25 protein-coding genes are annotated in these 25,416 nt (G+C 72.3%); 18 read left to right on the top strand and 7 right to left on the bottom strand.

What is annotated here, in order from left to right:
* Positions 1 to 9 precede the first annotated feature (9 nt).
* The gene (locus DEI88_RS00505) at positions 10 to 870 is read left to right on the top strand and encodes a nitroreductase family protein (protein ID WP_111035707.1); all 861 of its coding nucleotides are present in this window, start codon (positions 10 to 12) and stop codon (positions 868 to 870) included.
* On the top strand, positions 867 to 1,664 hold the full coding sequence (locus DEI88_RS00500) for a YqjF family protein (RefSeq protein WP_111026575.1): 798 nt from the start codon (positions 867 to 869) through the stop codon (positions 1,662 to 1,664). Before DEI88_RS00505 ends, DEI88_RS00500 begins: the two co-directional genes overlap by 4 nt.
* A gap of 62 nt (positions 1,665 to 1,726) precedes the next feature.
* Here the strand turns inward: DEI88_RS00500 and DEI88_RS00495 are convergent, their stop codons facing one another.
* A complete protein-coding gene (locus DEI88_RS00495) occupies positions 1,727 to 5,278 on the bottom strand; it encodes a proline dehydrogenase family protein (RefSeq protein WP_111071995.1) in 3,552 nt (1,183 codons plus the stop codon).
* A 146-nt stretch (positions 5,279 to 5,424) separates the two neighbouring features.
* Positions 5,425 to 6,396 carry a DNA-3-methyladenine glycosylase family protein gene (locus DEI88_RS00490; RefSeq protein ID WP_375334604.1) on the bottom strand — a complete coding sequence of 324 codons (972 nt, stop codon included), beginning with the start codon at positions 6,394 to 6,396 and terminating at the stop codon, positions 5,425 to 5,427.
* Between the two features lie 123 nt (positions 6,397 to 6,519).
* Here DEI88_RS00490 and DEI88_RS00485 point away from each other — a divergent pair, with 123 nt between their 5' ends.
* The 8 genes from DEI88_RS00485 to DEI88_RS00450 all read left to right on the top strand — a co-directional run bounded on the left by DEI88_RS00485 (position 6,520) and on the right by DEI88_RS00450 (position 12,972).
* Positions 6,520 to 7,548 carry a 6-phosphofructokinase gene (locus DEI88_RS00485; RefSeq protein ID WP_111010328.1) on the top strand — a complete coding sequence of 343 codons (1,029 nt, stop codon included), beginning with the start codon at positions 6,520 to 6,522 and terminating at the stop codon, positions 7,546 to 7,548.
* A gap of 57 nt (positions 7,549 to 7,605) precedes the next feature.
* On the top strand, positions 7,606 to 7,857 hold the full coding sequence (locus DEI88_RS00480) for a type II toxin-antitoxin system Phd/YefM family antitoxin (protein ID WP_111010329.1): 252 nt from the start codon (positions 7,606 to 7,608) through the stop codon (positions 7,855 to 7,857).
* The gene (locus DEI88_RS00475) at positions 7,854 to 8,114 is read left to right on the top strand and encodes a Txe/YoeB family addiction module toxin (protein ID WP_111035709.1); all 261 of its coding nucleotides are present in this window, start codon (positions 7,854 to 7,856) and stop codon (positions 8,112 to 8,114) included. Before DEI88_RS00480 ends, DEI88_RS00475 begins: the two co-directional genes overlap by 4 nt.
* Before the next feature lie 38 nt (positions 8,115 to 8,152).
* Positions 8,153 to 9,136: an aldo/keto reductase gene (locus DEI88_RS00470; protein ID WP_111035710.1), complete on the top strand. Its 984-nt coding sequence runs from the start codon at positions 8,153 to 8,155 to the stop codon at positions 9,134 to 9,136.
* A 30-nt stretch (positions 9,137 to 9,166) separates the two neighbouring features.
* The gene (locus tag DEI88_RS00465; RefSeq protein WP_111035711.1) at positions 9,167 to 10,156 is read left to right on the top strand and encodes an acrylyl-CoA reductase family protein; all 990 of its coding nucleotides are present in this window, start codon (positions 9,167 to 9,169) and stop codon (positions 10,154 to 10,156) included.
* A 111-nt stretch (positions 10,157 to 10,267) separates the two neighbouring features.
* The gene (locus DEI88_RS00460; RefSeq protein WP_111035712.1) at positions 10,268 to 10,990 is read left to right on the top strand and encodes a GntR family transcriptional regulator; all 723 of its coding nucleotides are present in this window, start codon (positions 10,268 to 10,270) and stop codon (positions 10,988 to 10,990) included.
* Between the two features lie 5 nt (positions 10,991 to 10,995).
* A complete protein-coding gene (locus tag DEI88_RS00455) occupies positions 10,996 to 11,799 on the top strand; it encodes an ABC transporter ATP-binding protein (protein ID WP_220037224.1) in 804 nt (267 codons plus the stop codon).
* Positions 11,800 to 11,868: 69 nt separating this feature from the next.
* Complete coding sequence (locus tag DEI88_RS00450) at positions 11,869 to 12,972, top strand: M20 family metallopeptidase (RefSeq protein WP_111035714.1); 1,104 nt, start codon at positions 11,869 to 11,871, stop codon at positions 12,970 to 12,972.
* Here the strand turns inward: DEI88_RS00450 and DEI88_RS00445 are convergent.
* Positions 12,961 to 13,971, bottom strand: a complete 1,011-nt coding sequence (locus tag DEI88_RS00445) for a LacI family DNA-binding transcriptional regulator (RefSeq protein WP_111011984.1) — start codon at positions 13,969 to 13,971, stop codon at positions 12,961 to 12,963. The two genes, DEI88_RS00450 and DEI88_RS00445, sit on opposite strands and share 12 nt — an antisense overlap.
* Before the next feature lie 241 nt (positions 13,972 to 14,212).
* Between DEI88_RS00445 and DEI88_RS00440 the strand changes: the two genes are divergently transcribed.
* The 8 genes from DEI88_RS00440 to DEI88_RS00405 all read left to right on the top strand — a co-directional run bounded on the left by DEI88_RS00440 (position 14,213) and on the right by DEI88_RS00405 (position 21,053).
* On the top strand, positions 14,213 to 15,268 hold the full coding sequence (locus DEI88_RS00440; protein ID WP_111035715.1) for a substrate-binding domain-containing protein: 1,056 nt from the start codon (positions 14,213 to 14,215) through the stop codon (positions 15,266 to 15,268).
* A gap of 2 nt (positions 15,269 to 15,270) precedes the next feature.
* Entirely contained in the window at positions 15,271 to 16,032 is a 762-nt protein-coding gene (locus DEI88_RS00435; RefSeq protein WP_111011982.1) for an ATP-binding cassette domain-containing protein, read from the top strand.
* Entirely contained in the window at positions 16,029 to 17,039 is a 1,011-nt protein-coding gene (locus DEI88_RS00430; RefSeq protein WP_220037225.1) for an ABC transporter permease, read from the top strand. Before DEI88_RS00435 ends, DEI88_RS00430 begins: the two co-directional genes overlap by 4 nt.
* A complete protein-coding gene (locus DEI88_RS00425) occupies positions 17,036 to 18,118 on the top strand; it encodes a phosphotriesterase family protein (protein WP_111035716.1) in 1,083 nt (360 codons plus the stop codon). The genes DEI88_RS00430 and DEI88_RS00425 overlap by 4 nt, the downstream gene beginning before the upstream one ends.
* 11 nt (positions 18,119 to 18,129) lie before the next feature.
* Positions 18,130 to 18,879: a glutamine amidotransferase gene (locus tag DEI88_RS00420; protein ID WP_111011980.1), complete on the top strand. Its 750-nt coding sequence runs from the start codon at positions 18,130 to 18,132 to the stop codon at positions 18,877 to 18,879.
* 98 nt (positions 18,880 to 18,977) lie between these two features.
* The gene (locus DEI88_RS00415) at positions 18,978 to 19,529 is read left to right on the top strand and encodes a TenA family protein (RefSeq protein ID WP_181435078.1); all 552 of its coding nucleotides are present in this window, start codon (positions 18,978 to 18,980) and stop codon (positions 19,527 to 19,529) included.
* Positions 19,522 to 20,700, top strand: coding sequence for a M28 family metallopeptidase (locus DEI88_RS00410; RefSeq protein ID WP_181435079.1), 1,179 nt, complete (start codon positions 19,522 to 19,524; stop codon positions 20,698 to 20,700). The genes DEI88_RS00415 and DEI88_RS00410 overlap by 8 nt, the downstream gene beginning before the upstream one ends.
* The gene (locus DEI88_RS00405; RefSeq protein ID WP_111011978.1) at positions 20,697 to 21,053 is read left to right on the top strand and encodes a RedY/HapK family protein; all 357 of its coding nucleotides are present in this window, start codon (positions 20,697 to 20,699) and stop codon (positions 21,051 to 21,053) included. The genes DEI88_RS00410 and DEI88_RS00405 overlap by 4 nt, the downstream gene beginning before the upstream one ends.
* A gap of 48 nt (positions 21,054 to 21,101) precedes the next feature.
* On the opposite strand, the gene DEI88_RS00400 is transcribed toward DEI88_RS00405, so the two are convergent.
* From DEI88_RS00400 to DEI88_RS00385, 4 genes are all read right to left on the bottom strand, one after another.
* On the bottom strand, positions 21,102 to 21,926 hold the full coding sequence (locus DEI88_RS00400) for a carbohydrate ABC transporter permease (protein ID WP_111071994.1): 825 nt from the start codon (positions 21,924 to 21,926) through the stop codon (positions 21,102 to 21,104).
* The gene (locus tag DEI88_RS00395) at positions 21,923 to 22,861 is read right to left on the bottom strand and encodes a carbohydrate ABC transporter permease (protein WP_111035718.1); all 939 of its coding nucleotides are present in this window, start codon (positions 22,859 to 22,861) and stop codon (positions 21,923 to 21,925) included. The genes DEI88_RS00400 and DEI88_RS00395 overlap by 4 nt, the downstream gene beginning before the upstream one ends.
* Before the next feature lie 2 nt (positions 22,862 to 22,863).
* The gene (locus DEI88_RS00390) at positions 22,864 to 24,225 is read right to left on the bottom strand and encodes an extracellular solute-binding protein (RefSeq protein ID WP_111035719.1); all 1,362 of its coding nucleotides are present in this window, start codon (positions 24,223 to 24,225) and stop codon (positions 22,864 to 22,866) included.
* A gap of 85 nt (positions 24,226 to 24,310) precedes the next feature.
* Positions 24,311 to 25,351 (bottom strand): carbohydrate kinase family protein, encoded by a 1,041-nt coding sequence (locus tag DEI88_RS00385; RefSeq protein WP_111035720.1) that lies wholly within the window; start codon positions 25,349 to 25,351, stop codon positions 24,311 to 24,313.
* Between the last annotated feature and the right edge of the window lie 65 nt (positions 25,352 to 25,416).

The raw sequence follows: 25,416 nt of genomic DNA, 5'->3' as shown, positions 1-25,416 counted from the left end.
ACAGCGGCAGTGGAGCTCATCGAGGCGATCAGACGGCGGCGGACGACGAACGGGGCGTTCCTGCCCGATCCCGTCTCCGAGGAACACCAGCGCCTGCTGATCGAGCTCGCCGGGCGCGCGCCCTCGCAGCTCAACAGCCAGCCGTGGCGGTTCGTGCTCGTCGAGGAACGGCCGACGATCGAGCGGATCGCCGCGATCAGCGGCTCGTCGATGACGCGGACGATGGCCGAGGGCACGTTCTTCGAGCGGTACAAGCCGTACTTCCGGTTCTCGAAGGCCGAGATGGAGACCCGGCGCGACGGCATGCTGTTCGACAAGCTGCCCGCACCGCTCCGGCCGTTCACGAAGCAGGTGTTCACGCCCCGCGGCCAGAAGCTCATGAACACCCTGCGGGTGCCGCAGACCCTCGGCGAGGAGAACCGGAAGCTCGTCGCGGGATCGCCGCTGCTCATGGGGGTGATGCTCGACCGGCACGAGTACCGGCACGAGGAGACGAACGCCTTCTACTCGGTGTTCAGCATGGGCGCGGCGATGGAGAACATCTGGCTCGCCACGACCCAGCTCGGCATGGGCATCCAGTTCGTGTCGTTCCCGATGGAGATCCCGAGCGCCTGGGCCGAGGTCGAGGACGTCCTCGGGGTGCCGGACGACCTCGAGCTCATGGCCGTGTACCGGCTCGGGTACCTGCCGCCCGAGCGCCGCCGCCCCGCGATCGACTGGGTGTCGAACGAGCGGAAGCGGCCGTCGCAGTACGTGTTCCGCGGGACGTGTCGCACGCCGCAGACGGGCTGGGACGACGCACCGCTCGTGACGCCGATCGAGGACGAACCGGCGGCCGACGCGACGACCTCGGGGAGGGACGCGTCGTGACGGGGGTCGCTCCCGTCCTGACGACCGCCCCGGCACTGCCCGGCCGCGCGTTCATCCGGCAGGGATGGCACGACGTCGTGTTCCTGCACTGGCGGGTCGACGTGTCGGCCGTGGCCCCGCTCCTCCCGGCCGGCGTCCGACCGGACACCATGGGCGCGGACGGCGTCGACGACGGGGTGACCACCTGGGTCGGCCTCATCGGGTTCCGGTTCACGGACACCGCGTTCCCGCCGCTCGCGCCGATGCGGCGGCTCGGGACGTTCGTCGAGGTCAACGTGCGGGTCTACACGGTCGACGACCGGGGGCGGCACGGCGTCGTGTTCCTGTCGCTGGACGCGGGCCGGTTCCTCCCGGCGGTCGCGGCACGGGCGATGCTCGGGCTGCCGTACCACTGGGCGCACGCGGCGACGCGGTGGGGCGTGGACGGGACGCGCGGCCGGGGTGCCGCCGCTGGCCGACACGGCGAGGGCGGCCGCGTGGCGTACGCGATGCGGCGCCACGGGTCCTCGGCGCGCTCGCGGTTCGCCGTGCACGTCGGTGCGCCCATCGCCGAACCGTCACCGCTCGAGCAGTTCCTGACCGCCCGATGGGGCATGCACGTCCACCGCTTCGGGGCGACCCGGTTCTGGCCGAACGAGCACCCGGCCTGGCCACTGCACCACGCGACGGCCGAGTCGGTGCACGACGACCTGATGGGCGAGGTCGGGCTGCCGCGCTCGCTCGCCGACGTCCCGCCGGACTCCGTGCTGTGGTCGCCCGGTGTGACGACGTCGTTCGCCCGCGGGACGGCCTGAGCCGACATCCGCCGGTCGCGACCAGCGCGACCGGCGCGACCGGCGCGACCAGCGCGACCGCGTCAGACCCGCAGCTCCACGAACGCCCGGTCCGGCACCCCGAACCGGTGCGCCGTGATCGTCACGGTCTGCTCGCGGAGGAACGGCAGCATCTCGACGAGTCCGGCCTCGACCACGGGGCCCGCGTGCACCGCCACGTCGATCGAGGCACCGAGGGCCTCCTCGAGCGCCAACGAGTCGCCGCCGAGCAGGCGGATCCGGGCACCAGGACCGCCGAACGCGGTGTGCGGCACCGGCTCGTACGTCGGCGACAGGACCGCGGCGAGCTCGTCCTCGGGCGTGGGCTCGTCCGACGACCACTGCTCGCGGAACACCGCGCCGGCCGCCGCGCGCCCGAGCCACTCGTCGTCGGACTCGACGATCTGGTCGACGACGTCGAGCGGGGACCGCGGGCCGGCGAACAGCTGCACGAGGCTGCCGGGCATCGGCACCGCGGTGCTGACGAGCACGTGGGCGCGGGAGGCGGTCGCGGCGACGAGCACGCGGACGAGGTCACCGGCCGACGTGCCCTCGGACGCGCGGATGATGACCGACTGGGGCCGGTAGCGGAGCACGTTGCGTTCCATCCCGAGACCGGCGGTGTCCGCGGAGCGGGCGAACTCCGCGGAGCGCGCGGCGACGTCGCTCCGTGCCCCGGACCGCACCCGGTCGAACTCCTCGAACGTCAGGCCGCTCCGCGCGGCCTCGATCACGGCCGCGACCCGCGCGGGGACGCCGTGCAGTCGGATGCTCCCGTGCGGGGTGTGCGGCGTGGGCTCCCAGCGGCCGAGTGTCGCGACCGACAGCGGGGCGCCCGACTTCGTGCCGGTGCCGATCGCGGAGCGCTTCCAGCCGCCGGTGGGCTGTCGGCGGACCAGGGTGCCGGTCGTCGCACGGTTCACGAACAGGTCACCCGCCTGCACGCGGTCGAGCCAGCGGGTGACCTCGTCGGTGTCGAGGGAGTGGATGCCCGCGGCGAGACCGTAGTCCGTGCCGTTCTGGATCGCGATCGCGTCGTCGAGGGTCTCGGCCTCGACGATCCCGAGCACGGGTGCGGGCACGGGCGTCTGGTGGAAGGTGCTGCCCGGTCGGACGCCGTCGCGGATGCCCGGAGACCAGAGCCGCCCGGAGTCGTCCAGGGGTTCCGGCTGCAGGAGCCACGACTCCCCCGGTCCGAGCTCGGTGAGTGCCTGCCGCACGCTCCCCCGGGGCTCGTCGACGAGCGGTCCCATCTGGGCGGCGGGGTCGTCCGGCCAGGCGACGCGGAGGCTCCGGGTCGCGTCGACGAGCAGCCGGCGGAACCGGTCGTCCTCACGCACGGCACCGACGAGGACGACGAGCGACGCCGCGGCGCGGTCCTGTCCGGCGTGGGCGAAGGCACTCCGCACGACGTCGCGGACGGCGAGGTCGACGTCGGCGGACGGCGTGACGACGATCGCGTTCGTGCCGGTCGTCGCGGCGGTGAGCGGGAGGCCCGCCCTCCACCAGGCGAAGGACCGCGCGGTGTCCGCCGTGCCCGTGAGGAGCACGCGGTCGACCGCGGGGTGAGCGACGAGGTCGCGGCCGAGCCGGTCGACGTCGAGGTCGACGAGGACGAGCAGCGAGTGCGGCACACCGGCGTCCCACAGGACGTCGGCCACGAGCGCACCGGTCCGCCGAGCGGCCGGCGCCGGCTTGAGCACGACACCGCTGCCGGCCGCGATCGCCGCCAGGACGTCCCCTGCGACGACGGCGATCGGGGAGGTCCAGGTCGGCACGACGACGGTGAGGCGCGGCGGCACCGGGGTCGCGCCCGTGATGTCCGCGAGGTGCCGGGCGCGGTCGGCGGCGTGGTGTGCGGCGTCGACGGCTCGGCCGACCTCGGCGTCTGCCTCGGCGAGCGTCAGGCCCGTCTCGGCGACCGCGACCTCGACGAGGTCACCGCGCCGGACCTCGAGCTCGTGGGCGATGAGGTCGAGCAACTCGGCGCGGTCCTGCGGGTCCTGCCGTCCCCAGTTCACGCCCGCCTGCGCGGTGGCGGCGACGATGCGCTCGAGCCGGTTCCGGTCGGCGACGCCCGCGTTCCGGATCGTCTGCCGACCGAGCGACGATCCCGGCACGCGACGCAGCACCTCGCCGGCCCAGGCGCGGTTGGCGCGGATGGTCGGGTCGGTGCCCTGCGCGTTGTGGAAGTCGGCGACGTGCGGCGGGGGTCCGAGCGGGGCCGTGCGGTCCTGGGTGCGGAACGTCGACGGGACGGGGTCGTCCAGCGCCTCGACCGCGGCCAGGTACCGCTCGCGCCGCTGCTCGGACCCGGCGCTCGCGGTGTCGGTCGTCGTCGAGGCACCCGCGGCCTGCTCGGGGTCCGCCAGGTCGTACAACCGCCGGGCGAGGTACCCGACGGCGGCGTCGTACTCGTCGGGGTCGACGACCGGCGTGACGAGGAACACCGACCCGACGTCGGCCCGGACGGCCTGCAGGTGGGTGCCGTCCACGCCGAGGAGCATGCCGAGTTGGAGGGCGTCGACGACACCACGGCGCTCGGCGAGCACGCGGGCGGTGGCGAGGTCGTACAGGTCGTGCCCGAGGACCTCGATCCGGACGGCGTCCGTCCGCGCGGGCGTCAGCGCGGCGTCGAGCAGGCGGAGGGTCGCCGCCTGGATCTCCTGTGTGGTGCCGAACGTGGCCAGCGAGCGGTCGTGGAGCGCGGCCTCCACCCGTTCGACGGGGTCGGCGGCGCCGGCGTCGATCCGGACGGTGATCGGTGATCCGCCCCGGGCGCGGCGGGCCTGCGACCAGGCAGTGAGGTCGTCGAGGGCACGCCGGGTGTCCGGCACCGCGGCGGGCAGGGTGAGGCCCGCCGGGAGCTCGAGGAACTCGGGCCGGTCGAGCAGGGTCCGGAACACCGCGAGCGTCAGGTCGAGGTCGTCGTGGGTGTCCACCCGGAGCGTGACGCGGCTGCCACCCGCCACGGCCGCCCGGTACAGCGGCAGCAGGCGCTCGACTCCGCGGACGACGGTGTCGTCGAACGCCCAGAGCACGGGCTGCGGGAGCGCCACGGCGACCGAGGTGGTGACGCGGTCCACGTCGTCGCGGTCGAGCAGGTCGATGGTGCGCCGGAGCTGCCGGTCGGACTCGTCGTCACCGGACACCGGGCGTCCGAGCGGCAGGACGTCGAGCACCGTGCCCGGGACCGCCAGCTTGGCGAGGGCGGCGCCGAGGCGCGCTGGTGCGGCGTCGACCACGAGGTGTCCGGCCATGCGGCGCAGCACACGGCGTGCCGGGGGGACGACGGCCCACGGCATCATCTGCGCGAACCCACCGCCGACGGTGGCCGCGCCGCGGAGGTGCCAGGCGACGGGGTCCGGGACCTCACGCGCGAGTCGTTCGAGGTGCTGCGCGGCGACCTTCGGGTCCTGCGGTCGGCCGACGCGGTCGATGAACCCGAGCGTGACGTCGAGGCCGCGCTCGTCGCGGAGCACCCCCGCGAGCCGGACGGCCCCGGCGTCCGGCCGGAGCATCGCGGCCGCCGCGGTCCAACGGCGGACGAGGGCGACCGCGTCGTCGGTGCAGTCCTGGAGGCGCGGGTCCGGCATCCTCCGATGGTATTCGGGCGGTCCGACGGGACCTGGGGGCGCGCCCGGCGCGCGGTGGACGCGGGCCGAGTGTCGCCCGTCCCCCACCGGGAGGCCCGGGGCCGCGGCGGGAGGCCCACGGCCGCGGCGACCACGGGTGCGGCCGGTCAGTGGAAGCGGTGGTCCTGGATCGTCATGCGCGGACCGAACGACGGCTTCCGGAAGCCGCTGCCCGTGATGAGCCGCATGACCCGTTCCCGGTGTCCCCGCCACGGCTCGAGGAGCTCGAGCATGCCGTCGTCGTCGACCGGAGCGCCGGCGAGCGCCCATCCCACGACGGCCGGCAGGTGGTAGTCGCCGACACTCGGTGAGTCCGGGTCGCCGTGGGAGCGCTGCGTGGTCTCGGCGGCGGTCCACACGCCGATGCCCGGGATCGACATGAGGCGTTCCGCCACGACACTGCCGCCACGACCGAGGGACAGGGTCCGCTCGAGCGACGCGGCGACCCGCACGGCGCGCATCACCGTCGCCGAGCGGCCGGGCTCGATCCCCGCCCGGTGCCACTCCCAGCTCGGCACCCGCGCCCAGGTGTCGGCGTCGGGCGGGACCGCCATGCCCTCAGGGGCGGGGCCGGGCGCCGGGGTGCCGTACCGCCGGACGAGGGACCGCCAGGCGCGCCAGGCCTGACGGCTCGTGACCTTCTGCTCGAGGATCGCGGGCACGAGCATCGCGACGACGGTGTTCGTGCGGCAGAGGCGTAACCCCGGTTGACGGTGTCGCGCCGCGGCGAGGAAGGCGTTGCCGCTGACGTCGAACCCCGTCCAGTCGTCACCCCGACCGAGGAGTTCCGGCGCGTGCGCGATCGCCCACTCGGCGCCGTCGCCCCAGGTGGACACCCGGACCTCGTCGCCGACGGCGCGGACGGCGACGGTCACGGGACCGGCGGGCGTGCGGAGCGCGAGCCAGGTCGTGGCGTCGACCTGACGGAAGGCAGGGTCCCCCGTGCCGCGCATGAGCGGGCGCAGCGTGGCCCGGACGTCGACGTGGTGCCCGGGCCGGTAGACGGTGTCGTGTCGCTGCGCCGGGGGTGCGGCAGGTTCGACGATCACGCGGAGGATCGTACGTGGCGGCGGTGACATCGCCGAACCGGCCGGGTGGGCCTCCCGGGAAGCGGGGGGGATGCCGTCGTCGACCCGGTCCGCGATGATGGGGACCACCGCGCGGCCGGACGGGCCGGGCCCGACACCACGGAGTGCTCCCTCATGCGCATCGGCATCCTCACCAGCGGCGGCGACTGCCCGGGGCTCAACGCGGTCATCCGCGGCGCCGTCGTCAAGGGCATCGCGATCCACGGGCACGAGTTCGTGGGGTTCCGTGACGGCTGGCGCGGCGTGGTGCAGGCGGACGTCGTGCCGCTCGGTCGCAAGGAGATCCAGGGGATCGCCAAGCAGGGCGGGACGATCCTCGGCACGAGCCGGACGAACCCGTTCGAGGGCGAGAACGGGGGCGCCGCGGCGATCGCGGCGAACCTCGACCGGCTCGGCATCGACGCGATCATCGCGATCGGCGGCGAGGGCACCCTCGCCGCCGCGCGCCGCCTCACGGACGCGGGCCTCAAGATCGTCGGGGTGCCGAAGACCGTCGACAACGACCTGAGCGCGACGGACTACACGTTCGGCTTCGACACCGCGGTGCAGATCGCGACCGACGCCATGGACCGGCTCCGGACGACGGGCGAGTCGCACAGCCGCTGCATGGTCGCCGAGGTGATGGGACGCCACGTCGGGTGGATCGCCCTGCACAGCGGCATGGCGGCCGGGGCGCACGCGATCCTCATCCCCGAGCAGAAGACGAGCATGGCGCAGATCGCGGACTGGGTGCGCTCGGCCCACGACCGCGGTCGGGCGCCGCTCGTCGTCGTCGCCGAGGGGTTCGTGCCGGACCAGGAGGACGACCCGCACTCGGAGCGTGGCCTCGACGCGTTCGGTCGCCCGCGCCTGGGCGGCATCGGCGAGCGCCTCGCACCGCTCATCGAGGGCATGACGGGCATCGAGACCCGCGCCACGACGCTCGGCCACATCCAGCGCGGCGGGACCCCGACGTCGTACGACCGGGTGCTGTCCACGCGGCTCGGGATGGCGGCGATCGACTCCGTGGTCGAGGGACGCTGGGGCCGCATGGTCGCGCTGCGCGGGACGGACATCGTGCACGTGTCGTTCGCCGACGCGATCGGCGAGCTCAAGACGGTGCCGCAGGAGCGCTACGACGAGGCGGCGATCCTGTTCGGCTGACCGCATGGCGCTGGCGTCGCAGCTGACGTACAACTCTGCGTACGTCAGGAGGTCACAATGCGCATCCTCAGCTACTCGGAGACGCGTTCCCACTTCGCCGAGACCCTCAACGCCGTCACGGACGACCGCGAGGAGGTCGTGGTCACGCGCGCGGGCCACGAATCGGTCGTGCTCGTGTCCCTCGACGACTACGAGTCCCTGAAGGAGACCGCCTACCTGCTGAGGAACCCCGCGAACGCCCGGCGGCTGCTCGCCTCGATCGAGCGCCTGGAGCGCGGGGAGGGCACGGAGCGGGACCTGGACGAGTGAAGTACGTCTGGGACGACGCTGCCTGGGCCGACTCCGAGTGGTGGCAACAGCAGGACCGGAAGATCGTCAAGCGGATCAACGGGCTGCTCCGTGACATCGCGCGCAACGGCAACGAGGGCATCGGCAGACCGGAGCCGCTCAAGCACGGGCTCCGTGGGTACTGGTCCCGGCGCATCACGGACGAGCACCGTCTCGTGTACCGCGTCACGGACGACAGCGTCCTCATCGCGCAGTGCCGGTACCACCACGACGAGTGACGACGCCGGACCGCGCGCCGCGGACTACCGTCGTCCCCATGCAGAGTCGCACCTTGGGCAGGACTGGTCGGGACGTGTCCGTCATCGGACTCGGGACGTGGCAGCTCGGGGGTGACTGGGGTGACGTGCCGGAGTCCGACGCGATGGCACTCCTCGACGCCTCGGCCGAGGCCGGCGTCACGCTGTTCGACACCGCGGACGTGTACGGGGACGGCCGGAGCGAGCAGCTCATCGGTCGGTGGCGCGCCGCCAACCCGGACGTGCCGCTGACCGTCGCCACGAAGATGGGTCGCCGCGCCGACCAGGTCCCCGCGAACTACGTCGCCGCCAACTTCCGCACGTGGGTGGACCGCTCGCGCCGCAACCTCGGCCAGGACACGCTCGACCTCGTGCAGCTCCACTGCCCGCCCACCGCCGTGTTCGAGGACGACGCGGTGTACGACGCGCTCGACGCCCTGGTCGCCGACGGCTCCATCGCCGCGTACGGCGTGAGCGTCGAGGAGACCGACCAGGCGCTCACCGCGATCGCCCGGCCGGGTGTCGCGAGCGTGCAGATCATCCTCAACGCGTTCCGCCTCAAGCCGCTCGACGCGGTCCTGCCCGCCGCCCGGGAGGCCGGGGTCGGCATCCTCGCCCGCGTCCCGCTCGCCTCGGGGCTGCTCTCGGGCAAGTACACGACCGAGACGACCTTCGCCTCGCAGGACCACCGGACGTACAACCGCCACGGCGAGGCGTTCGACCAGGGCGAGACGTTCAGCGGCGTCGACTTCGAGGACGGCGTGCACGCGGCGCAGGAGTTCGCCGCGGCCGTGCCCGAGGGCGTCTCCGTCCCGCAGGCCGCGCTCGCCTGGATCGTCGAACAGGACGGCGTCACGGCGGCGATCCCGGGCGCCCGGAACGTCGAGCAGGCCCGGTCGAACGCGGCGGCGGGGTCGCTGCCGGCGCTCGGGGCGGACCTCGACCGTCGGATCCACGAGGTGTACGACCGTTGGTTCCGGGCGTCCGTGCACGACCGGTGGTGACGCTCCCGTGACCGCGGGCCGGGCCTCCCGGTGAGCGAGCGCACACGCGCGGTCGTCGTCCGGACCGGTACCGGACCGGTCGTCGAGGACCACGACGTCCGCGAACCGGGCCCGGACGAGGTCCTGGTCGACGTGACGCACTCGAGCGTCAACTACAAGGACGGCATGGCGCTGGCGGGTGACCCGGGCGTGCAGCGCGCCGACCCACTCGTGCCGGGCATCGACGTCGTCGGGACCGTCCGCGCGGTCGGCGACGGCACCGCCTCCGCCCCGGCCCCGGGCACCCTCGTGACGCTCAACGGCGCCGGGCTCGGCGAGACCCGCGACGGCGGGTACGCCGGTCTCGCGGTCGTCCCCGCCGCGGTGCTCCTGCCGGTCCCCGCGGGCATCACGGCGCAACGGGCCGCCGCGATCGGTACGGCCGGGTACACGGCCGCGCTCAGCGTGCTCGCGCTCGAGCGGTTCGTCGCGCCAGGCGCCGGTACGGTGCTCGTCACGGGAGCGTCGGGCGGGGTCGGGTCGATCGCGGTCGCGCTGCTGGCGGCGCGGGGACACCGGGTCGCCGCGTCGACGGGTCGGCCGCAGCACACCGAGGCCCTGCACCGGCTCGGAGCGGCCGAGGTGGTGGACCGCCACGACTTCGACACCCCGGGCCGCCCGGTGCAGCGCCCACGGTGGGCCGGTGCGGTCGACAGCGTCGGGGGTGCGACGCTCGTGAACGTGCTGGCGCAGACCGCGTGGGGCGGCGCCGTGACGGCGTGCGGGCTCGCGCAGGACGCGCGGATGGCCGGGTCGGTCCTCCCGTTCATCCTGCGCTCGGTCGCGCTGCTCGGCGTCGACTCGGTCGCGGCACCGCGCGACCTGCGCGAACGGGCGTGGGCGCTCCTCGCCGCGGACCTCGATCCGGCGCTGCTCGACAGCGTGACGACGGCCGTGGGACTCGCCGACGTGGTCGCCGTCGGCCGGGAGGTCCTGGCCGGGCGGGTGCACGGGCGCACGGTCGTCGACGTGCGCGCCTGACACCGTCACCTCGCCCGCGGGTTCCACCCGCATTGCATGTCAAGTGATTGTGAAATCACCTCCTAGGATTCGGGTACGCGTCCCGACCCTCGTGCCCGAAAGGTCGCCCCCATGCCGGTCCCCCAGCCCACCGCCGACGCCGCACCGCGCCGCCTGCTCCGCGACGTGGTGTTCGACAAGATGCTCGCGGCGATCCACGACGGAACGCTGCAGCCCGGCGAACGGCTCAACGACGACGAGCTCGTGCGCTGGCTCGGCGTCTCCCGCACGCCCATCCGCGAAGCCATCGCCAAGCTCGTCGACTACGGCCTGGTCGAGATGGAGGCGAACCGATACACGCGCATCGCCACCCCGACCGGTCGGCAGTACCACGAGGCGTTCTCGGTGCTGTTCGGGTTCGCCGAACTCGCCGCCCGCTGGGCGTTCCCCCGGTTCACCGACGAGGACACCGACGCGCTCGACGCCCTGCTCGCGGACGTCCGCACCCACGCCGCGGCGAGCGACCGGGCCGTGGACGACGACGTGCACGCCCTCATCGGGTTCCTCGTCGACCACGCGGACAACGCGCTGCTCACGAAGCTGAGCGCCTCGGTCCTCGCCCGGGCGCGCTTCGTGACCGTCGGCAGCGCCGAACCCGTGTTCGCCGCCGCGGCGGACGCGGTCGCCAGCCTCCGTGACGCGGCCACCGACCGGGACGGCGAGGCCGGTGCCGCCGCCGTCCGCGCCCTCGCCGACGGCATGGCCGACCACCTCGACGCCGTCCGGGCCGCCGACCTCGCGACCGCCGAGCCCGAGGAAGCCGCACTCGTCATCACCTCCGGTCCCGGGATCTGACCCGGGTGAGCACCAGCACCACCTCCGACAGTCCCCTGGTCGACGCACGGGGCCTCCGCGTCACCCGCGGCGGCCGCGACCTCGTGCACGAGGTCGACCTCGTCGTGCGCGCCGGGGAGCACTGGGCGCTCCTCGGACCGAACGGCGCCGGCAAGTCGACACTGCTCGCCGTGCTCGGCGCAACGAGCCACCCCAGCGCCGGCAGCGTCGACCTGCTCGGACGACGACTCGGCCGCACCGACGTGCGGGAGCTCCGCGAGCACATCGGCCACGTCGACCCGCGCCACCGGATGCTCACGCCGCTCTCGGTCCTCGACACCGTGCTGACCGGGCTCACGGGCACGACCGACCTCATGATGCGGTGGGAACCGACCCCCGAGCAGCGCGCACTCGCCCTCGAGCACATCGCCGGCGTCGGGTTGCGCGACCGGTGGAACGCGTCCTGGGCCGTCCTGTCGCAGGGCGAGCGCGGTCGAACGCTCATCGCCCGGGCGCTCATGTCCGAGCCGCGCCTGCTCCTGCTCGACGAGCCCGCCACCGGCCTCGACGTCGCGGCCCGGGAGCACCTGCTCGAGACGGTCGACGCTCTCCGCCACCGGCATCCCGACCTCGCGAGCGTCATGGTGACGCACCACCTCGAGGACCTGCCGGCGTCGACGTCGCACGCGATGCTCCTCCGTGACGGCGGGGTGGTCGCCGCGGGCCGCGCGGACGACGTCATCACGTCCGAGGCCGTGTCCGCCTGCTTCGCGTTCCCGCTCGCGATCACGCGCACCGACGGACGCTGGCAGGCGCGCCGGGCCGCCTGAGCCGGGAGGCGCGGCACCGGCCCGACGGTCCGATCAGCACGACCGCGGTCGCCTGGGTACCCTTCGCGGATGGGTACTCCCGATGTCACGGAACTCCTCTCCGACCTGATCCGCGTCGACTCCGTCACCGGGTCGGCGGGCGAGGGGCTGGTGTTGGACCTGGTCCAGGCGTGGTTCGCGGGGCACGCCGGCAGCCGCGTGGTCCGCTCGCCGGCGACGACGGACGGACTCCTCGTGGTGCCCGCACGGCCGTCACCCCGCTCGAGCGGACCGCACCTGGCCTTCTCCTGCCACGCCGACGTGGTGCCCACCGGCGCGGAGGGCTCCTGGAGAACGCCGCCGTTCCAACCGCGCATCGCGGAGGGGCGACTCCGCGGTCGCGGGTCCTCCGACATGAAGGCCGGCCTCGCCGCGGCGATGGTGGCGGTGGCTCGACTGCACGAACAGGACCTCCCCGTCGTGCTCGCGTTGTCGGTGGGCGAGGAGTCGGGCTGCCTCGGAGCGCCCGTCCTCGTCGACATGCTGACCGCGGCGGGGATCGACCTCGGTGCCGTCGTCATCCCCGAGTCCACGGCGAACCGGATCGTGCTCGGCCACCGCGGTGCGCTCTGGCTGCGGGTGGAGACGCGAGGGACCTCCGCCCACGGCAGCACGCCGAGCGCCGGGCGCAACGCCGTCCTCGCGATGCGCGACGTCCTGCTGCGCCTCGATGCCGTCCCGCTCACCGCACACCCACGACTCGGCGCGGAGACGCTCAACGTCGGGACGATCGCCGGGGGATCGGTGCCGAACATGGTGCCCGACGTGTGCGTCGTCCGGGTCGACCACCGGGTGACCGAGGCCGCCTCCGCTGCCCGGATCCTCGACTGGTGGCGCGGGCGACCCGACGTCGCGGACGTCACCGTCGAACTCGACCTCGCCCCGGTGTGGACGGACGAGACCGATCCGTGGGTGGCCAGCCTGCCCGGCCGTGTCGCCCCCGAGCCCGCCGCCTACTTCACCGACGCATCGGTCTTCGTGCGCTCGATGCCGGACGTCCCGATGGTGGTCTGGGGGCCAGGCGACCCGACGCGGGTGCACTCGGTGGACGAGTCCGTGTCACTCGACCTCCTGGCGGACGCCGTGCTTGCGTACGTCAGCGCGGGCGTGCGTTGGGCCGCGTCACCGGTGTGACCGCGTCGTCTCGCGGACGACCAACGTGGGCGCGAAGGACATCCGGGTGGCGGGACGGCGGGTGGCGAGGGACGTCGAGGCGACACCGAGGAGCCGGAACGCCTCGGTCGCCATCAGGTCCGTGGGCTGCGCGAGCGTGGTCAGGCCCGGGACCACGTACGCAGCGAAGGTGATGTCGTCGAAACCGGTCACCTGGACCTCGTCCGGGACGCGGACGCCGAGCTGCCGGCACGCCCGGAGGACGCCGATCGCGATGAGGTCGTCAGCGCAGACGATCGCCTCGGGCCGGTCCGCTCCGGCCAGCAGCTGACGCGCCGCGGCTTCACCGCTCTCGATCGTGTACTCGCCGAACTGGATCCACGACTCGCGGACGGTGATCCCGAGACGTGCCGCATGCCGCCGGAACCCCTCGAGGCGCAGGTGGGTCGAGGAGTTCGTGAGCGCACTCGTGACGAACGCCGCGGTCCGGACCCCCGTGCTCGCCAGCTCCTCGAGCACCAGCCGCATCGCCTCGTCGTCGTCGATGCCGATCCAGTCCGTGCCCTCCACGTCCACGCGCCGGTCCAGCTGCACCAGGGGCACGGACAGTGCCGCGGCGCGCAGGGCGGGCACGCTCGCGACCTGGTCGCACGCGCTGACGATGATGCCGTCGACCTGACGGTGGACCAGGGACCGGAGCTGCTCCGCCTCGACCTCGGGGTTCTGCCGCGAGTCGCAGAGTGACAGCTGCTTGCCCTCCGCGTGGAGGGCACGTTCGACGCTGTCGACCAGGGTCGTGAAGAACGGGTTGAGGATGCTCGGCACCACCATGCCGACGGTGTCCGTCCGGTTCTTGCGGAGCGCCCGAGCGATGCTGTTGCCCACGTAGCCGAGCTCCGTCGCCGCTCGACGCACCCGGGCCTCGACGTCCCGGCCGACGGGGCGGGACGAGGACATCACGCGCGACACCGTGGCCTCGGACACCCCCGCGAGCGCGGCCACGTCGGCGAGCGTCACCATCTCGTCGTCCTCCTCCCCGCGCGGTGTGTGCCGCCCACGGGCATCGTACTCGTTCGATGCGGGCAATCGGTTGCCACGGCGAACGGAGGTTTTACCTCCCGGAAACAGAGGTCGTGCGCGGTCGAAACAATCACGACGGCATCATGGGTGCACGTCCTTCGGCAACCGATTGCCGAACAGGACCGCCCCGCCGAACGCGCACCCCGACCACACCCACCACCCCGCCCTCGAGAGGCCACCCATGAACTCCTCCCGCCGGATCGCCGTGTCCGCCGTCATCGGTCTCGCGGCCGTGACCGCCCTTGCCGGTTGCGACGCCACGTCCACGACCGCGTCGTCGGGCTCCACCAGCTCGTCGAAGGACGCGTCGTCCTCCACCCTGGCTGCCGGCGTCCCGGCGCCGACCGGGGTCCCCACCGCCTGCAAGCCCAAGTCGGGCGGCACCTTCAAGATCGGCGTCGTCGACATCGACGAACAGACGTCCTTCTTCACGCAGATGAACACCGGCATCCAGGCGGTGGCCAAGAAGGCCGGCGCCAACGTCCAGCTCGTCAGCGGCAACGACGACGCGGCGACGCAGGTGTCGGGCATCGAGAACCTGACGTCCTCGGGCGTCGACGCGATCATCGTCGACCCGTACGACGCCAACGCGCTCGTCCCCGCGCTCAAGGCCGCGAAGGCCAAGGGCATCGCGGTCGTCTCGACGGACGGGTCCGTGGCCGACGCGAGCGCCATCGACACCCAGGTCGGCACCGCGAACACCGTCGGTGGTCAGCAGCTCGGCAAGGCGTTCCTCACGCTGTCCGGTGGCAAGGGCGAGGTCGGCGTGGTCGCCGCCCTCAACAGCTCCATCCAGATCCAACGGCAGGACGGTTTCCAGGACACGGTCAAGGCCGGTGGCATGACCATCAAGGCCGTCGTCGACGGGCAGAACGTCAACGACAAGGCGCAGACCGCCGCCGAGAACCTGCTCACGGCCCACCCCGACCTCGAGTACATCTACGCCACCGGCAGCCCGGCCCTCGACGGTGCGATCGCCGCGGTCCGGTCGCAGGGCAAGACCGGGAGCACGCAGATCGTCGGCTGGGACCTCGACTCCACCTCGGCGGCCGGAATCAAGCAGGGTTTCGTCAAGGAGGTCGTGCAGCAGGACACCTACGGGTTCGGCTACGCCGCAGCCAAGGCCGCGATCGACCTCGCCTGCGGCGGGACGAAGGTACCGGCAACGATCAGCGTTCCGACGACGATCGTGACCAAGGCCAACCTCGCGAAGTACGACTACTTCCTGAAGGGCTGACGATGACCGACTCCCTCAACCATCAGACGCCGCTCGTCGAACTCCGCGGGATCACCAAGTCGTACGGCGCCGTGGACGTCCTCCGTGGCGTGGACCTCACCCTCGCCCCCGGTGAGGTCCTCGGCCTCGTCGGGGACAACGGGGCCGGCAAGTCGACGCTCATGAAGGTCTTGGCCGGATCCGTGCAGCACGACCGGGGCACGATCCGCATCAAGGGCAAGGAGGTGCGGTTCTCGAACCCCAGCGTCGCGCAGGACGAGAAGATCGGCATCGTCTACCAGGACCTGGCGCTGTGCGACACCCTGAACGTCGCTGCGAACCTGTTCCTCGGACGTGAGCCCCACGTCGGCCCGTTCATGCGGGTGAGCAGGATGCACGACGAGGCGAGCCGTGTGCTCCGGGAGTTCGGCGTCCGCGTCGCGTCCACGCACCAGCTCATCTCGCAGCTGTCGGGCGGTCAGCGGCAGTCCGTCGCGATCGCTCGCGCGGCGTCGATCGACCCCGAGATCCTCATTCTCGACGAACCCACGGCCGCGCTCGCCGTGACCGAGGTCGAGTCCGTGCTGCGACTGATCCGCGAGGTCGCGGCGCGGGGGGTGGGTGTGATCCTCATCACCCACCGCCTGCAGGACCTGTTCCGCGTGTGTGACCGCATCACCGTCATGTACGAGGGCCGCAGCGTCGAGGACGCGGACATCCGGGACCTGAACATCGAGTCCCTCGTCGCGATGATCACCCGAGACGAACGGAAGGACGCGGCATGAGCGCGGCCCTGGCCCTCCCGACCGCCCAGGAACGCCGCCGAGCGGCCTTCCAGCGGATCAACAAGTCGACGATCGTCATGCTCGTCGTCACCGTCGTCGTGTTCGTCGCGTTCGCGGTGGCGAGCCCGGCGTTCCTCACGGTGCACAACCTCCAGAACGTGGCGGTGCAGGTCGCGCCCACCGCGATCGTCGCGGTCGCGATGACGTTCGTCATCACGACGGGCATGATCGACCTCTCCGTCGGGTCGACGCTCGCGCTGGTCTCGGTGATCGGAGCGCAGCTCCTCAAGGGGGGCATGCAGTCGACCCTCGTCATCGTGATCTGCCTGGCCGTCGGGGCGTTCTGCGGCGTGGTCAACGGCTGGTTCGCGAGCTACCAGAAGATGCCGTCGTTCATCGTGACGCTGGCCACGATGTCCGTCATCCGTGGCGTGGCACTCCTGCTCACACTCGGCTACAGCGTCGCCATCTCACCGACGCTGATCTTCGCCCGGATCGGACAGGGCAGCTTCCTCGGCTTCGGGTACCCCGCATGGATCGCACTCGTCGTCGTCGTGCTCGGACTCCTGGCGCTGCAGCGCATGCGCTTCGGGCAGTACGTCACCGGTGTCGGATCGAACGAGGAGTCCGTCCGTCGAGCCGGCGTCAACACCAACGCGATCAAGCTCATGGCACTGACGCTGTCGGGCCTCGCCGCCGCGGTCGCGGGCATCATCACCGCCGGCCGACTCGGCTCCGGTGACGCCAACAGCGGCAGCGACTTCGCCCTCAGTGTCATCACGGCGGTCGTCATCGGCGGGACCAACATGCTCGGCGGCAAGGGCAGCATCCTGGGCACGGCCGTCGGCGCGATCCTGACCGGGGTCATCACCGACGGGCTCACGCTCCTCGGTCTCAGTCCCTACATCGTGCCGATCGTGACGGGCGGCCTGCTGATCGTCGTCATCCTCATCAACCTCCGCGGCGGCAACCTCGCCGACTTCATGCGGAAGCGGGTGCTGCGGTGACCTCGGAGCGTCCGGGCGGGACGGCGCCGGTCACGGTCCACACCGTCACCGGGGAGGTCGGCAGTGACGAGCTGGGGTTCACCCTCCCGCACGAGCACCTGCTCAACAGCATCGAGGCGGGCGGCATCACGCCGGACCCCGCGTTCCCGGAGCTGTTCGACCAGCCGGTCACGCCCGACCTCGCCTGGCTCCTCCGCGACCACCCCTACGCGTGTCGTGACAACTGCGCGCTGGACCACCCGGACGACGTCGCCCCCGAGCTCGACCACTTCGCGAGCCTGGGCGGCACGACGCTCGTCGAGGTGACATCGGAGGGACAGGGCCGGGACCGGTCCGGCCTCGCCGCCCTCTCCCGCCGCACGGGCGTGCAGATCATCGCGGGAGGCGGTTGGTACCTCGAACGGTTCCACCCGGAGCGCACCGCCACCGACCCGGTCGACGTCCTCGCCGAGTACCTGTTGTCCGACCACCGGGAGGACCGGGACCCATCCGAGCCGCGGTCCGGCGTCATCGGCGAGATCGGTGTCTCCCCGGCGTTCACCAAGCGCGAGGAACAGGGCCTCCGCGCCGCCTGCCGGGTGCAGCGCGAGACCGGGCTCCCGATGTACATCCACCTCCCGGGCTTCGTGCGCCACGGCGGACGCGTGCTCGACGTGGTCCTGACCGAGGAGGGCGTCCCGCCCGCCGCGGTGGTGCTGTGCCACATGGACCCGTCGGGCGAGGACCCCGACTACCAGCGCTCGCTCGCCGACCGCGGCGTGTTCCTCGAGTTCGACATGATCGGTATGCCGTACCGGTTCACCCTGCCCGGCGAGGGGGACTCCCCCTCCGTCGCGCAGACCGCCCGGGCGATCGGCCGGCTCGTCACCGACGGCTTCGGCGAGCGCCTGCTGTTCAGCCACGACCTCTTCCTCAAGGGCATGCTCCGCAAGAACGGCGGGAACGGGCTCGCGTTCATCCCCGCGGTCTTCCTGCAGCGCCTCATCGACGACGGCCTCGACGCGCACACCGTGCTCGGGGTCAACACACGCAACGTGCGGGCACTCTTCGAGCTCGCCGCCGCGTCCACCTCCCACTGAAAGTCACCCCCATGTCCCGAATCCTCATCGCCGGCGAGAGCTGGATGTCCACCACGACCCACACCAAGGGCGTGGACGAGTTCACCGTGCACTCGTACACCGAAGGGGTCCGCCAGCTGAAGACCGCGCTCGAGTCGGGCGGCCACGACGTCGTGCACCTCCCCGCGCACCTGGTGCCCACCGACTTCCCCGGCGACGCCGAGTCCCTCGGCGCCTACGACGTCGTGATCCTGTCCGACATCGGCGCGAACTCGCTCCAGCTCGCGCCCGGGGTGTTCGAGCACGCGGTCCCGGGACAGGACCGCCTCGAGGCGCTCTCGTCCTGGGTGGAGGCCGGTGGCTCGATCCTCATGATCGGAGGCTACCTGTCGTTCTCGGGGTTCCAGGCCCGTGCCGCGTTCGCGGAGACCGTCCTGACCCGTGTCCTGCCCGTGGACCTGCTGACGACCGACGACCGCGTCGAGCAGCCGGCGGGGGTCGTGCCCACCGTTCTCGCTCCCGACCACGCGGCGCTCGGTGGCGCCGGATCCGAATGGCCGTCGCTGCTCGGCTACAACCGGGTGACCGCCAAGGCCGGCACGGAGACCCTCGCCCGCGTGGGCGACGACCCCCTCCTCGTCGTCGGCGAGGTCGGCGCGGGGCGCTCCGCGGCCTTCACGAGCGACTGCTCGCCGCACTGGGCACCACCCGCGTTCTGCGAGGAGTGGGCTGGCTACACGGCGCTGTTCAACGGTGTCGTCGGCTGGCTCGTCGCGCGATGACGTCGGGCGGATCGGCGGCAGAGCGCCGTTCCACGGCCCTCCTGACACGGAACGCGGGAGCGCTCGCCCGGTCCGCCGAGCGTCCGCTCATCCGCCGGATGGCCGACGGTACCGTGACCGATGCGGAGTACGCCCGCTACCTCGCGATCGAACAGCGGTTCGTCCGGACCGCCGCACGACTGCTCGGCTTCTGTGTCTGGCGAGAGCCCGACTGGGACGCCGCGGTCGTGCACGCCCGGTCGCTCGCGGGTCTCGTCGGGGAGCAGACGGACTACTTCGCGGCGCGGGTCACGGCCCCGGTGTCCCTCCCGGCAGGGGCCGACGCACTGGAGGTCGTGGTCACCGCCGCCCTCGACAGCGGCTACCCGGCGGTGCTCACGTGCCTGTGCGCGGCGGAGACGCTCTACAGCCGCTGGTGCCTCGAAGCCGTGCGCAGCCACGGCGGCACCCCGACCGGCCCCGCCGCCGAGTGGATCCTGCTGCACGCGACGCCGTCGTTCACCGCCCAGGCCACGTTCCTCCAGTCCCGGGTCGACGAGATCGACCCCACCGTCCCGGACGCGCACCTCGACCTCTGGTTCGGACGGATGCTCGCCGCCGAGGACACCTTCCACGATTCCGCCCTCATCAAGGAGGACACGCATGACTGATCCCCTCGTCGACGCCGCGCACCGCGACCTCGTCGACCTCACCGCGAACGGGATCCGCTTCCACGGCAGCCCCGGGATCGAGGCGGCATCCGTTTGGCTCGAGGATCGCCTGACCGCGGCCGGGCTCGCCGTCACCCGGCAGACGGTGACCCTCCCCGGGTGGGAACCCGGGGAGTCGAACACGCTGCGCGTCACCGCACCGATCGAGCGGGTCCTGCCGGTCTGGCCGATGCTCTGGAGCGGATCCTCGGACGGCCCGGTCACCGGGACGCTCCGGCCCCTCGGACCGCAGGGCATCTGGGGGGATTCCATCACCTGGCAGCGCTTCGTGGTGACCGATGACAGCGGGACGGTCGTGGCGTACGTGCATGCGCGGGACGTCGGGCCGGCGGCGCCGCAACCGTTGCCGCACGGGTCGGACCTGTCGGTACCGCACCTCGTCGTGGGTCGGATCGACGGCCTCCAACTCCGAGAGTGGTGCATCGACGGCGGGACCGTCACCGTCGAACTGACCGGGAGCGCCGGGCCGACGGACGAGGCCGCCGCCGCCCGCTCCGACAACCTCGTCGTCGACATCCCCGGGACCGGGACGGGCCACGTCCTCGTCTGCGCGCACTACGACAGCTTCTTCAACACCGTCGGCGCCTACGACAACGGCAGTGGCACGATCGCCCTGCTCCACCTCGCCGAGGGGTGGGCGCGCGCCGCGCCGACCCCGTCGGTCCGCCTGGTCTGGTTCACCGCCGAGGAGTGGCACCTCGGGGGGTCACGCCACCACGTGGACACGGCGACCCCCGAGGAGCTCGCCGCCATCGACTTCGTCGTCAACATCGACGGGTTGGGACGCGGGTCGTACCTCGAGACCTTCGCGTCGCCGGAGGGCTTCGGGGTGGTCGCCCACGACGCGATCACCGCCCATGCCGCCGCCACCGGTCGGACCCTGCAGACGGAGAACCGGTTCCCGCCGACGACCGGCACCGACGACGCCTCCTTTTACCGGGCAGGCGTGCCGTCCCTGTTCCTGACCTTCAACGACCTGCACCGTCTCCACCAGCCCGAGGACCTGCCGAACGAGGGCATCGCCACGAACATCGTCTGGACGACAGCGCTCGTCCGCGAGCTCGTCACGCTGCCCGCTCCCGCCCGCGTCGGTGCACCGGGGATCCTGTGACCGGGAGCGCTCAGGAGCTCGCGCTCACGCTGTTCCGTCTCGCCCCCGGGCGCAGCGTCGAGGAGTACCGCGCGTTCAGCCTGCAGATCGTCCGCGACGGGATGCTCCGCATGCCAGCGGTCGAGGGGTTCCTCGACCTCGAGGTCACCGGCTCGCTCACCGGCGCAGACGGATGGGACCTCGTGGAGATCATCCAGATCAGCTCCCGTGCCGACTTCATCCGTGACAACGACACGATCGGAGCCGGTCTCGCTGCCGAGTGGGAGGAGTGGGTCGCCGACTTCCGGGTCCTGTTCCTCACGGACCTCGATCGGTCCGTCACACGAGCGGGTCGGCTCGTCATCGCGCGGTAGCCCGCGCCCGACGAGCCGGGAGGCCCGGCGCCCGTCCGACGGTCCGCGCTACTTCGCGGTCACGCCGCCGAGCATGCCCGAGATGAACCGTCGCTGCAGGAAGAAGTAGAGCACGACGATCGGGAGGGCGACGATCACGCCCGCGGCCGACAGGAGCGAGTAGTCGGTCAGGTGCTCGCCTTGGAAGAACGCGAGACCGAGCGGCGCGGTCCGGTGGTCCTCGCTCGTGATGAGGACGAGCGGGAGCAGGAACTCGTTCCAGGTCCACATCGCCAGGAGCACGCCCATCGTCATGATCGGTGCGATGGACGCGGGGACGACGACCCGCCACAGCAGCCGGACGTCGCGCGCACCGTCGAGCCGCGCGGCCTCGATCACCTCGGTCGGGAACGTCCGGAACTGGTTCCGCATCCAGAAGACCCCGAACGCGAGCGACTGCGCGGTCTGGGGCAGGATCAGGCTCTCGTACGTGTCCGTCAGGCCCACACCCCGCAGGTCGAAGTACAGCGGGATGATGAACGCCTCGGCCGGCAGCATGAGCCCGGCGAGCATCACGAAGAACACGATCCCGGACCCGGCGAAGTCGAGGCGCGCGAACGCGAACCCGGCGAACACCGCGAGCACGGTCGTCAGCAGCACGACGGACACCGTCACGACGACGCTCGACAGCATGTACGACCCGAAGTGCCCCTGGCTCCACGCGTCCCCGAAGTTCCCGAGGTCGATCCGGGTCGGCAGCGTGAACGAGCCGGTGTTCTCGGTCGCCGGGGTGACGGCCGAGAACAGCACACCGACGAGCGGGACGATCGCGAACAGGGCGAAGAGGCTCAGGACGACGTAGTCGACGACCTTCTCGCGCGTGGTGATCCTCATTCGGTGTCCTTCGGCTGGATCCGGTTCACGAGTGCCGTGACGATCATGATCACGACGGTCAGGGTGACCGCGACGGCGGCAGCTGCGCCGACCTGGCCCGTGTTGAACGCGCGGTTGTACGCCTCGAACGCCGGTACGGTCGTCGAGTTGCCCGGACCGCCGCGCGTGGTGATGTACACGAGGTCGAAGGTCTTGAGCGCCGACACGATCGTCAGGGTCAGCGCCACCGCGATCTGCCCGCGGAGCGACGGCAACGTGATGGAGAAGAACTCGCGCGCCGCCCCGGCACCGTCGAGCCGCGCCGCCTCGAACAGCGCGGGCGCGATGTTGCCGACGCCCGAGAGGAACAGCACGAGGCACAGCCCGACGTTGAGCCACGTGCCCACGAACCCGATCGCGGGCAGCGCCGTGCCGTAGTCGCCGAGCCACACCCGCGCCAGGTTGCCGAGTCCGACGAGCCGGAGGACCTGGTTGAGCAGGCCGTCGGTGGAGTAGATCGACACCCAGATCGTCGCGACGACGACCGACGCGATGACCTGCGGCAGGAACAGCACGGTCCGGAACACGCTCATCCCCGGCAGCGCGTTCGCCCGCGAGATGAGCGCCGTCAGGAACAACGCGAGCGCGACCGGCACCGCGCAGTAGAACACCATGAGCACGAGGGCGTGGAGGAACGCCCCGCGGAGCTCGGCGTCCTGCACGACGTCGACGTAGTTCGCGAACCCGGCCCAGGTCGCGGTCGACAGGCCGTCCCAGTCGAAGAACGAGTACTGCACCGTCTGCAGGAACGGCCACCCGAGGAACACCGCGAACACGACGAACGCGGGCAGCACGTACAGGTACGGGACGAGGCTGCGCCTGCGTCGCCGCCGCGGCTGCGTCCCAACGCGGACCGCGGGTGCGGGTGCGGTGACCCGGGGCAGGGCGTCGACCATGCTCAGCCGCGGCTCTTGCCGAACGCCGCGTAGTCCGTCTGCAGGGTCTGCGTGAACTGCTGCGGCGTCGCCTTGCCCGCGACGAGGTCCTGCGCCGCGGCGGTGAGGGTGTCGTAGAACGTCGGGGTCGCGTAGTCGAGGTAGGGCGTGATGCCGTTCGCCTGCGAGATCTCCTTGTACTCGCTCGTGATGTCGCCCGAGATCGTGCCCGAGGCCGGGGTGTCGCTGCTCGGGACGACCGTGGGCAGATTGCCCGTCTTCACGAGGGTCTCGGACGCCTTCGCGTTCGTGATGAAGTCGACGTACGCGGCCGCGGCGTCCGGGTGCTTCGTCTTCGAGGTCAGCGCCCACGCGAGCCCCTCGCCGCCCATGGTGACCGGCGTGTCCGAGCCCTTCGGGGTGAGCGCCGTGAAGCCGATGTCCTTCGCGGCGGCGGCGGCCTCGAGCGTCGCCTCGTACCAGGTCCCGGTCACGAGGAACGCGGACTGCCCCTTGCCGAAGGCCGCGACGGCGTCGTCACGCGAGACCCCGTTGGCGCCCGGCGTGATGTAGCCCTTCTCCTGCCAGCCCTGGATCGTCTTCGCCGCGGTGACCTCGTCGGAGCCGGTCCACGAGCCGCGCTCCGACGTGACGAGGTCGTTCACCGCGTCGTGCCCGGCGAGCGCCGAGAGCACGAAGCCGTACAGGTGGATGCCCGGGCTCTTCTCGACGTCGCCGTAGCTGAGCGGCAGCGATCCGGCGGCCTTGACCTTCGCCATGTCGTCGGTGAGCTCGGACACGGTCGTCGGGGGGTTCGTGATCCCGGCCTTCGCGAGCACCGCCTTGTCGTAGTACAGCCCGACGAGCTCACCCGTCTGCGAGACGCCGTACAGGTGGTCGCCCTGCCAGGTCGTTCCGTTCGACGAGAACGAGTTGAGCTTGAGCAGGCTCGTCGGGTAGTAGTCGTTCCAGCCGTACAGCTTCGCGTAGTCGTCGACGGGACGGAGCAGTCCGGCCTTGACGAACGCGCCCATGTCCGGGTAGCCCTGGTTCGCCTGCACGACGTCGGGCGGGTTGTCCCCCGAGAGCGCGAGCTTCAGCGTCGTCTTGAGGTCCGCGAACGACCGCGAGACCCGCTTGACGGTGATGTTCGGGTGCGCCTTCTCGAACGCCGCGTTGAGCTGCTGCTGCGCCTCGTCGATGCCGCCGTCGGTGTTCTGGTCCCATACCGTCAGGGTCGTCCGGCCCGATCCGACGCTCTTCGACACGGGGCCGAGGCTCTGGTCGCTCGAGGCGGACGTGCCGCCGGGGGTGCACGCTGCGAGGCCGAGCGCGAGCGCGGTCGCCACACCGACGAGGAGCGGTGCCTTCCTGGTGGTCTTCATGGTTCGTTCCGATCTCCGGGTCGCGGGGAGCGCGGCGGCGGTGGAGGTGGTGGGCGGGTGTGGTGGTGGTGACGGAGCGGGCCGGTCAGGCGGCCGGGAGCAGGGCCTCCCGGAGGAACGCCCAGTCGCCGTCCGGACGGTGCCGGTCGACGAACGCGACGAGGTCGGCAGGTCGCGGTGCGCTCGCGGCACCGCCGAGTCCGGTGACGGACATCGACGCGCACAGCCCCGCGAACCGGAGGCGCGTGCGGAGGTCCCAGCCGCGCGATGCCGACGCCATGAACGTGGCGACGAAGACGTCGCCGGCGCCGGTGGGGTCGACGACCGGGACGGTCACGGTCGGGACCTCGACCACCGTACCGGTGCCGCCGTCGACGGCGACGACGCCCGCCGCGCCACGCGTGACGACGGCGAGCGGGACCCGCTCGGCGAGCACGCGTGCGGCGGCGACGGCGTCGTCGGTGCGGGTGTAGCGCATCGCCTCGACGTCGTTCGGCACGAACACGTCGACCTCGGCGAGGCGGTCGAGCACGTGCGACCCCCACTCGCCGGTGTGGTCCCAGCCGACACCGCCGACGACGGTCGTGCCCGCCGCGCGCAGCCGGGCGACCCATGGCGGCAGCTCGTGCGCGATGCCGACGTGCGTCGCGCCGACGGGCCCGAGGTCGTCCGGGAGCTCGAGGTGCCCGAGGGCCTCCTGGTAGGTGATGAAGCTCCGGTCGTGCGCACCGGTGAGGGCCACCGTGACGGGGCTCTGGTGTCCGGGCACCAGCTCGAGCAGGCTCGTGTCGAGGTCCGGCTCGGCGTCGAGCACGGCGCGGACGTGGGTGCCCAGCGGGTCGTCGCCGAGGCGGGCGAGGATCCGCGTGCTCGCACCGGCCCGGGCCGCGGCGACCGCGCGGTTCGCGACACCGCCGGGCGTCACGGTGAACCCGTCGGCGTACACCTCGGTGCCGGGTTCGGGCACGGAGACGCCCGAGAACACGACGTCGCAGAAGACGTCGCCCGCGAACAGCAGGTCGATCGCACCGGGCAGGTCGGCCGCACCGGGCAGGTCGGCGGCGGGGGGCAGGCCGGTGGCGGGCAGGTCCGTCCCGCCGGGGTCGGCGCGCTGGCTGTCGGTCACGGAGGCTCCTCGTCATCGCGGTTCCGCGTCCGGGTGCGTGCTGCACGACGTCGCGGTTCCGCCCG

The organism is Curtobacterium sp. MCBD17_003 (genome assembly GCF_003234885.2).
In the GTDB taxonomy this organism is placed as follows: domain Bacteria; phylum Actinomycetota; class Actinomycetes; order Actinomycetales; family Microbacteriaceae; genus Curtobacterium.
Note: the sequence above shows the minus strand (reverse complement) of the source record. Positions and strands in the feature narration are given on the sequence as shown.

Excerpts from the sequence above, each read along its gene's own strand:
- DEI88_RS00470 (WP_111035710.1), top strand. The coding sequence starts at position 8,153 with ATGCAGAGTCGCACCTTGGGCAGGACTGGTCGGGACGTGTCCGTCATC.
- DEI88_RS00460 (WP_111035712.1), top strand. The coding sequence starts at position 10,268 with ATGCCGGTCCCCCAGCCCACCGCCGACGCCGCACCGCGCCGCCTGCTC.
- DEI88_RS00390 (WP_111035719.1), bottom strand. The coding sequence starts at position 24,225 with ATGAAGACCACCAGGAAGGCACCGCTCCTCGTCGGTGTGGCGACCGCG.
- DEI88_RS00430 (WP_220037225.1), top strand. The coding sequence starts at position 16,029 with ATGAGCGCGGCCCTGGCCCTCCCGACCGCCCAGGAACGCCGCCGAGCG.
- DEI88_RS00495 (WP_111071995.1), bottom strand. The coding sequence starts at position 5,278 with ATGCCGGACCCGCGCCTCCAGGACTGCACCGACGACGCGGTCGCCCTC.
- DEI88_RS00445 (WP_111011984.1), bottom strand. The coding sequence starts at position 13,971 with ATGGTGACGCTCGCCGACGTGGCCGCGCTCGCGGGGGTGTCCGAGGCC.
- DEI88_RS00485 (WP_111010328.1), top strand. The coding sequence starts at position 6,520 with ATGCGCATCGGCATCCTCACCAGCGGCGGCGACTGCCCGGGGCTCAAC.
- DEI88_RS00395 (WP_111035718.1), bottom strand. The coding sequence starts at position 22,861 with ATGGTCGACGCCCTGCCCCGGGTCACCGCACCCGCACCCGCGGTCCGC.
- DEI88_RS00480 (WP_111010329.1), top strand. The coding sequence starts at position 7,606 with ATGCGCATCCTCAGCTACTCGGAGACGCGTTCCCACTTCGCCGAGACC.
- DEI88_RS00415 (WP_181435078.1), top strand. The coding sequence starts at position 18,978 with ATGGCCGACGGTACCGTGACCGATGCGGAGTACGCCCGCTACCTCGCG.
- DEI88_RS00400 (WP_111071994.1), bottom strand. The coding sequence starts at position 21,926 with ATGAGGATCACCACGCGCGAGAAGGTCGTCGACTACGTCGTCCTGAGC.
- DEI88_RS00420 (WP_111011980.1), top strand. The coding sequence starts at position 18,130 with ATGTCCCGAATCCTCATCGCCGGCGAGAGCTGGATGTCCACCACGACC.
- DEI88_RS00440 (WP_111035715.1), top strand. The coding sequence starts at position 14,213 with ATGAACTCCTCCCGCCGGATCGCCGTGTCCGCCGTCATCGGTCTCGCG.
- DEI88_RS00490 (WP_375334604.1), bottom strand. The coding sequence starts at position 6,396 with ATGTCACCGCCGCCACGTACGATCCTCCGCGTGATCGTCGAACCTGCC.
- DEI88_RS00435 (WP_111011982.1), top strand. The coding sequence starts at position 15,271 with ATGACCGACTCCCTCAACCATCAGACGCCGCTCGTCGAACTCCGCGGG.
- DEI88_RS00410 (WP_181435079.1), top strand. The coding sequence starts at position 19,522 with ATGACTGATCCCCTCGTCGACGCCGCGCACCGCGACCTCGTCGACCTC.
- DEI88_RS00450 (WP_111035714.1), top strand. The coding sequence starts at position 11,869 with ATGGGTACTCCCGATGTCACGGAACTCCTCTCCGACCTGATCCGCGTC.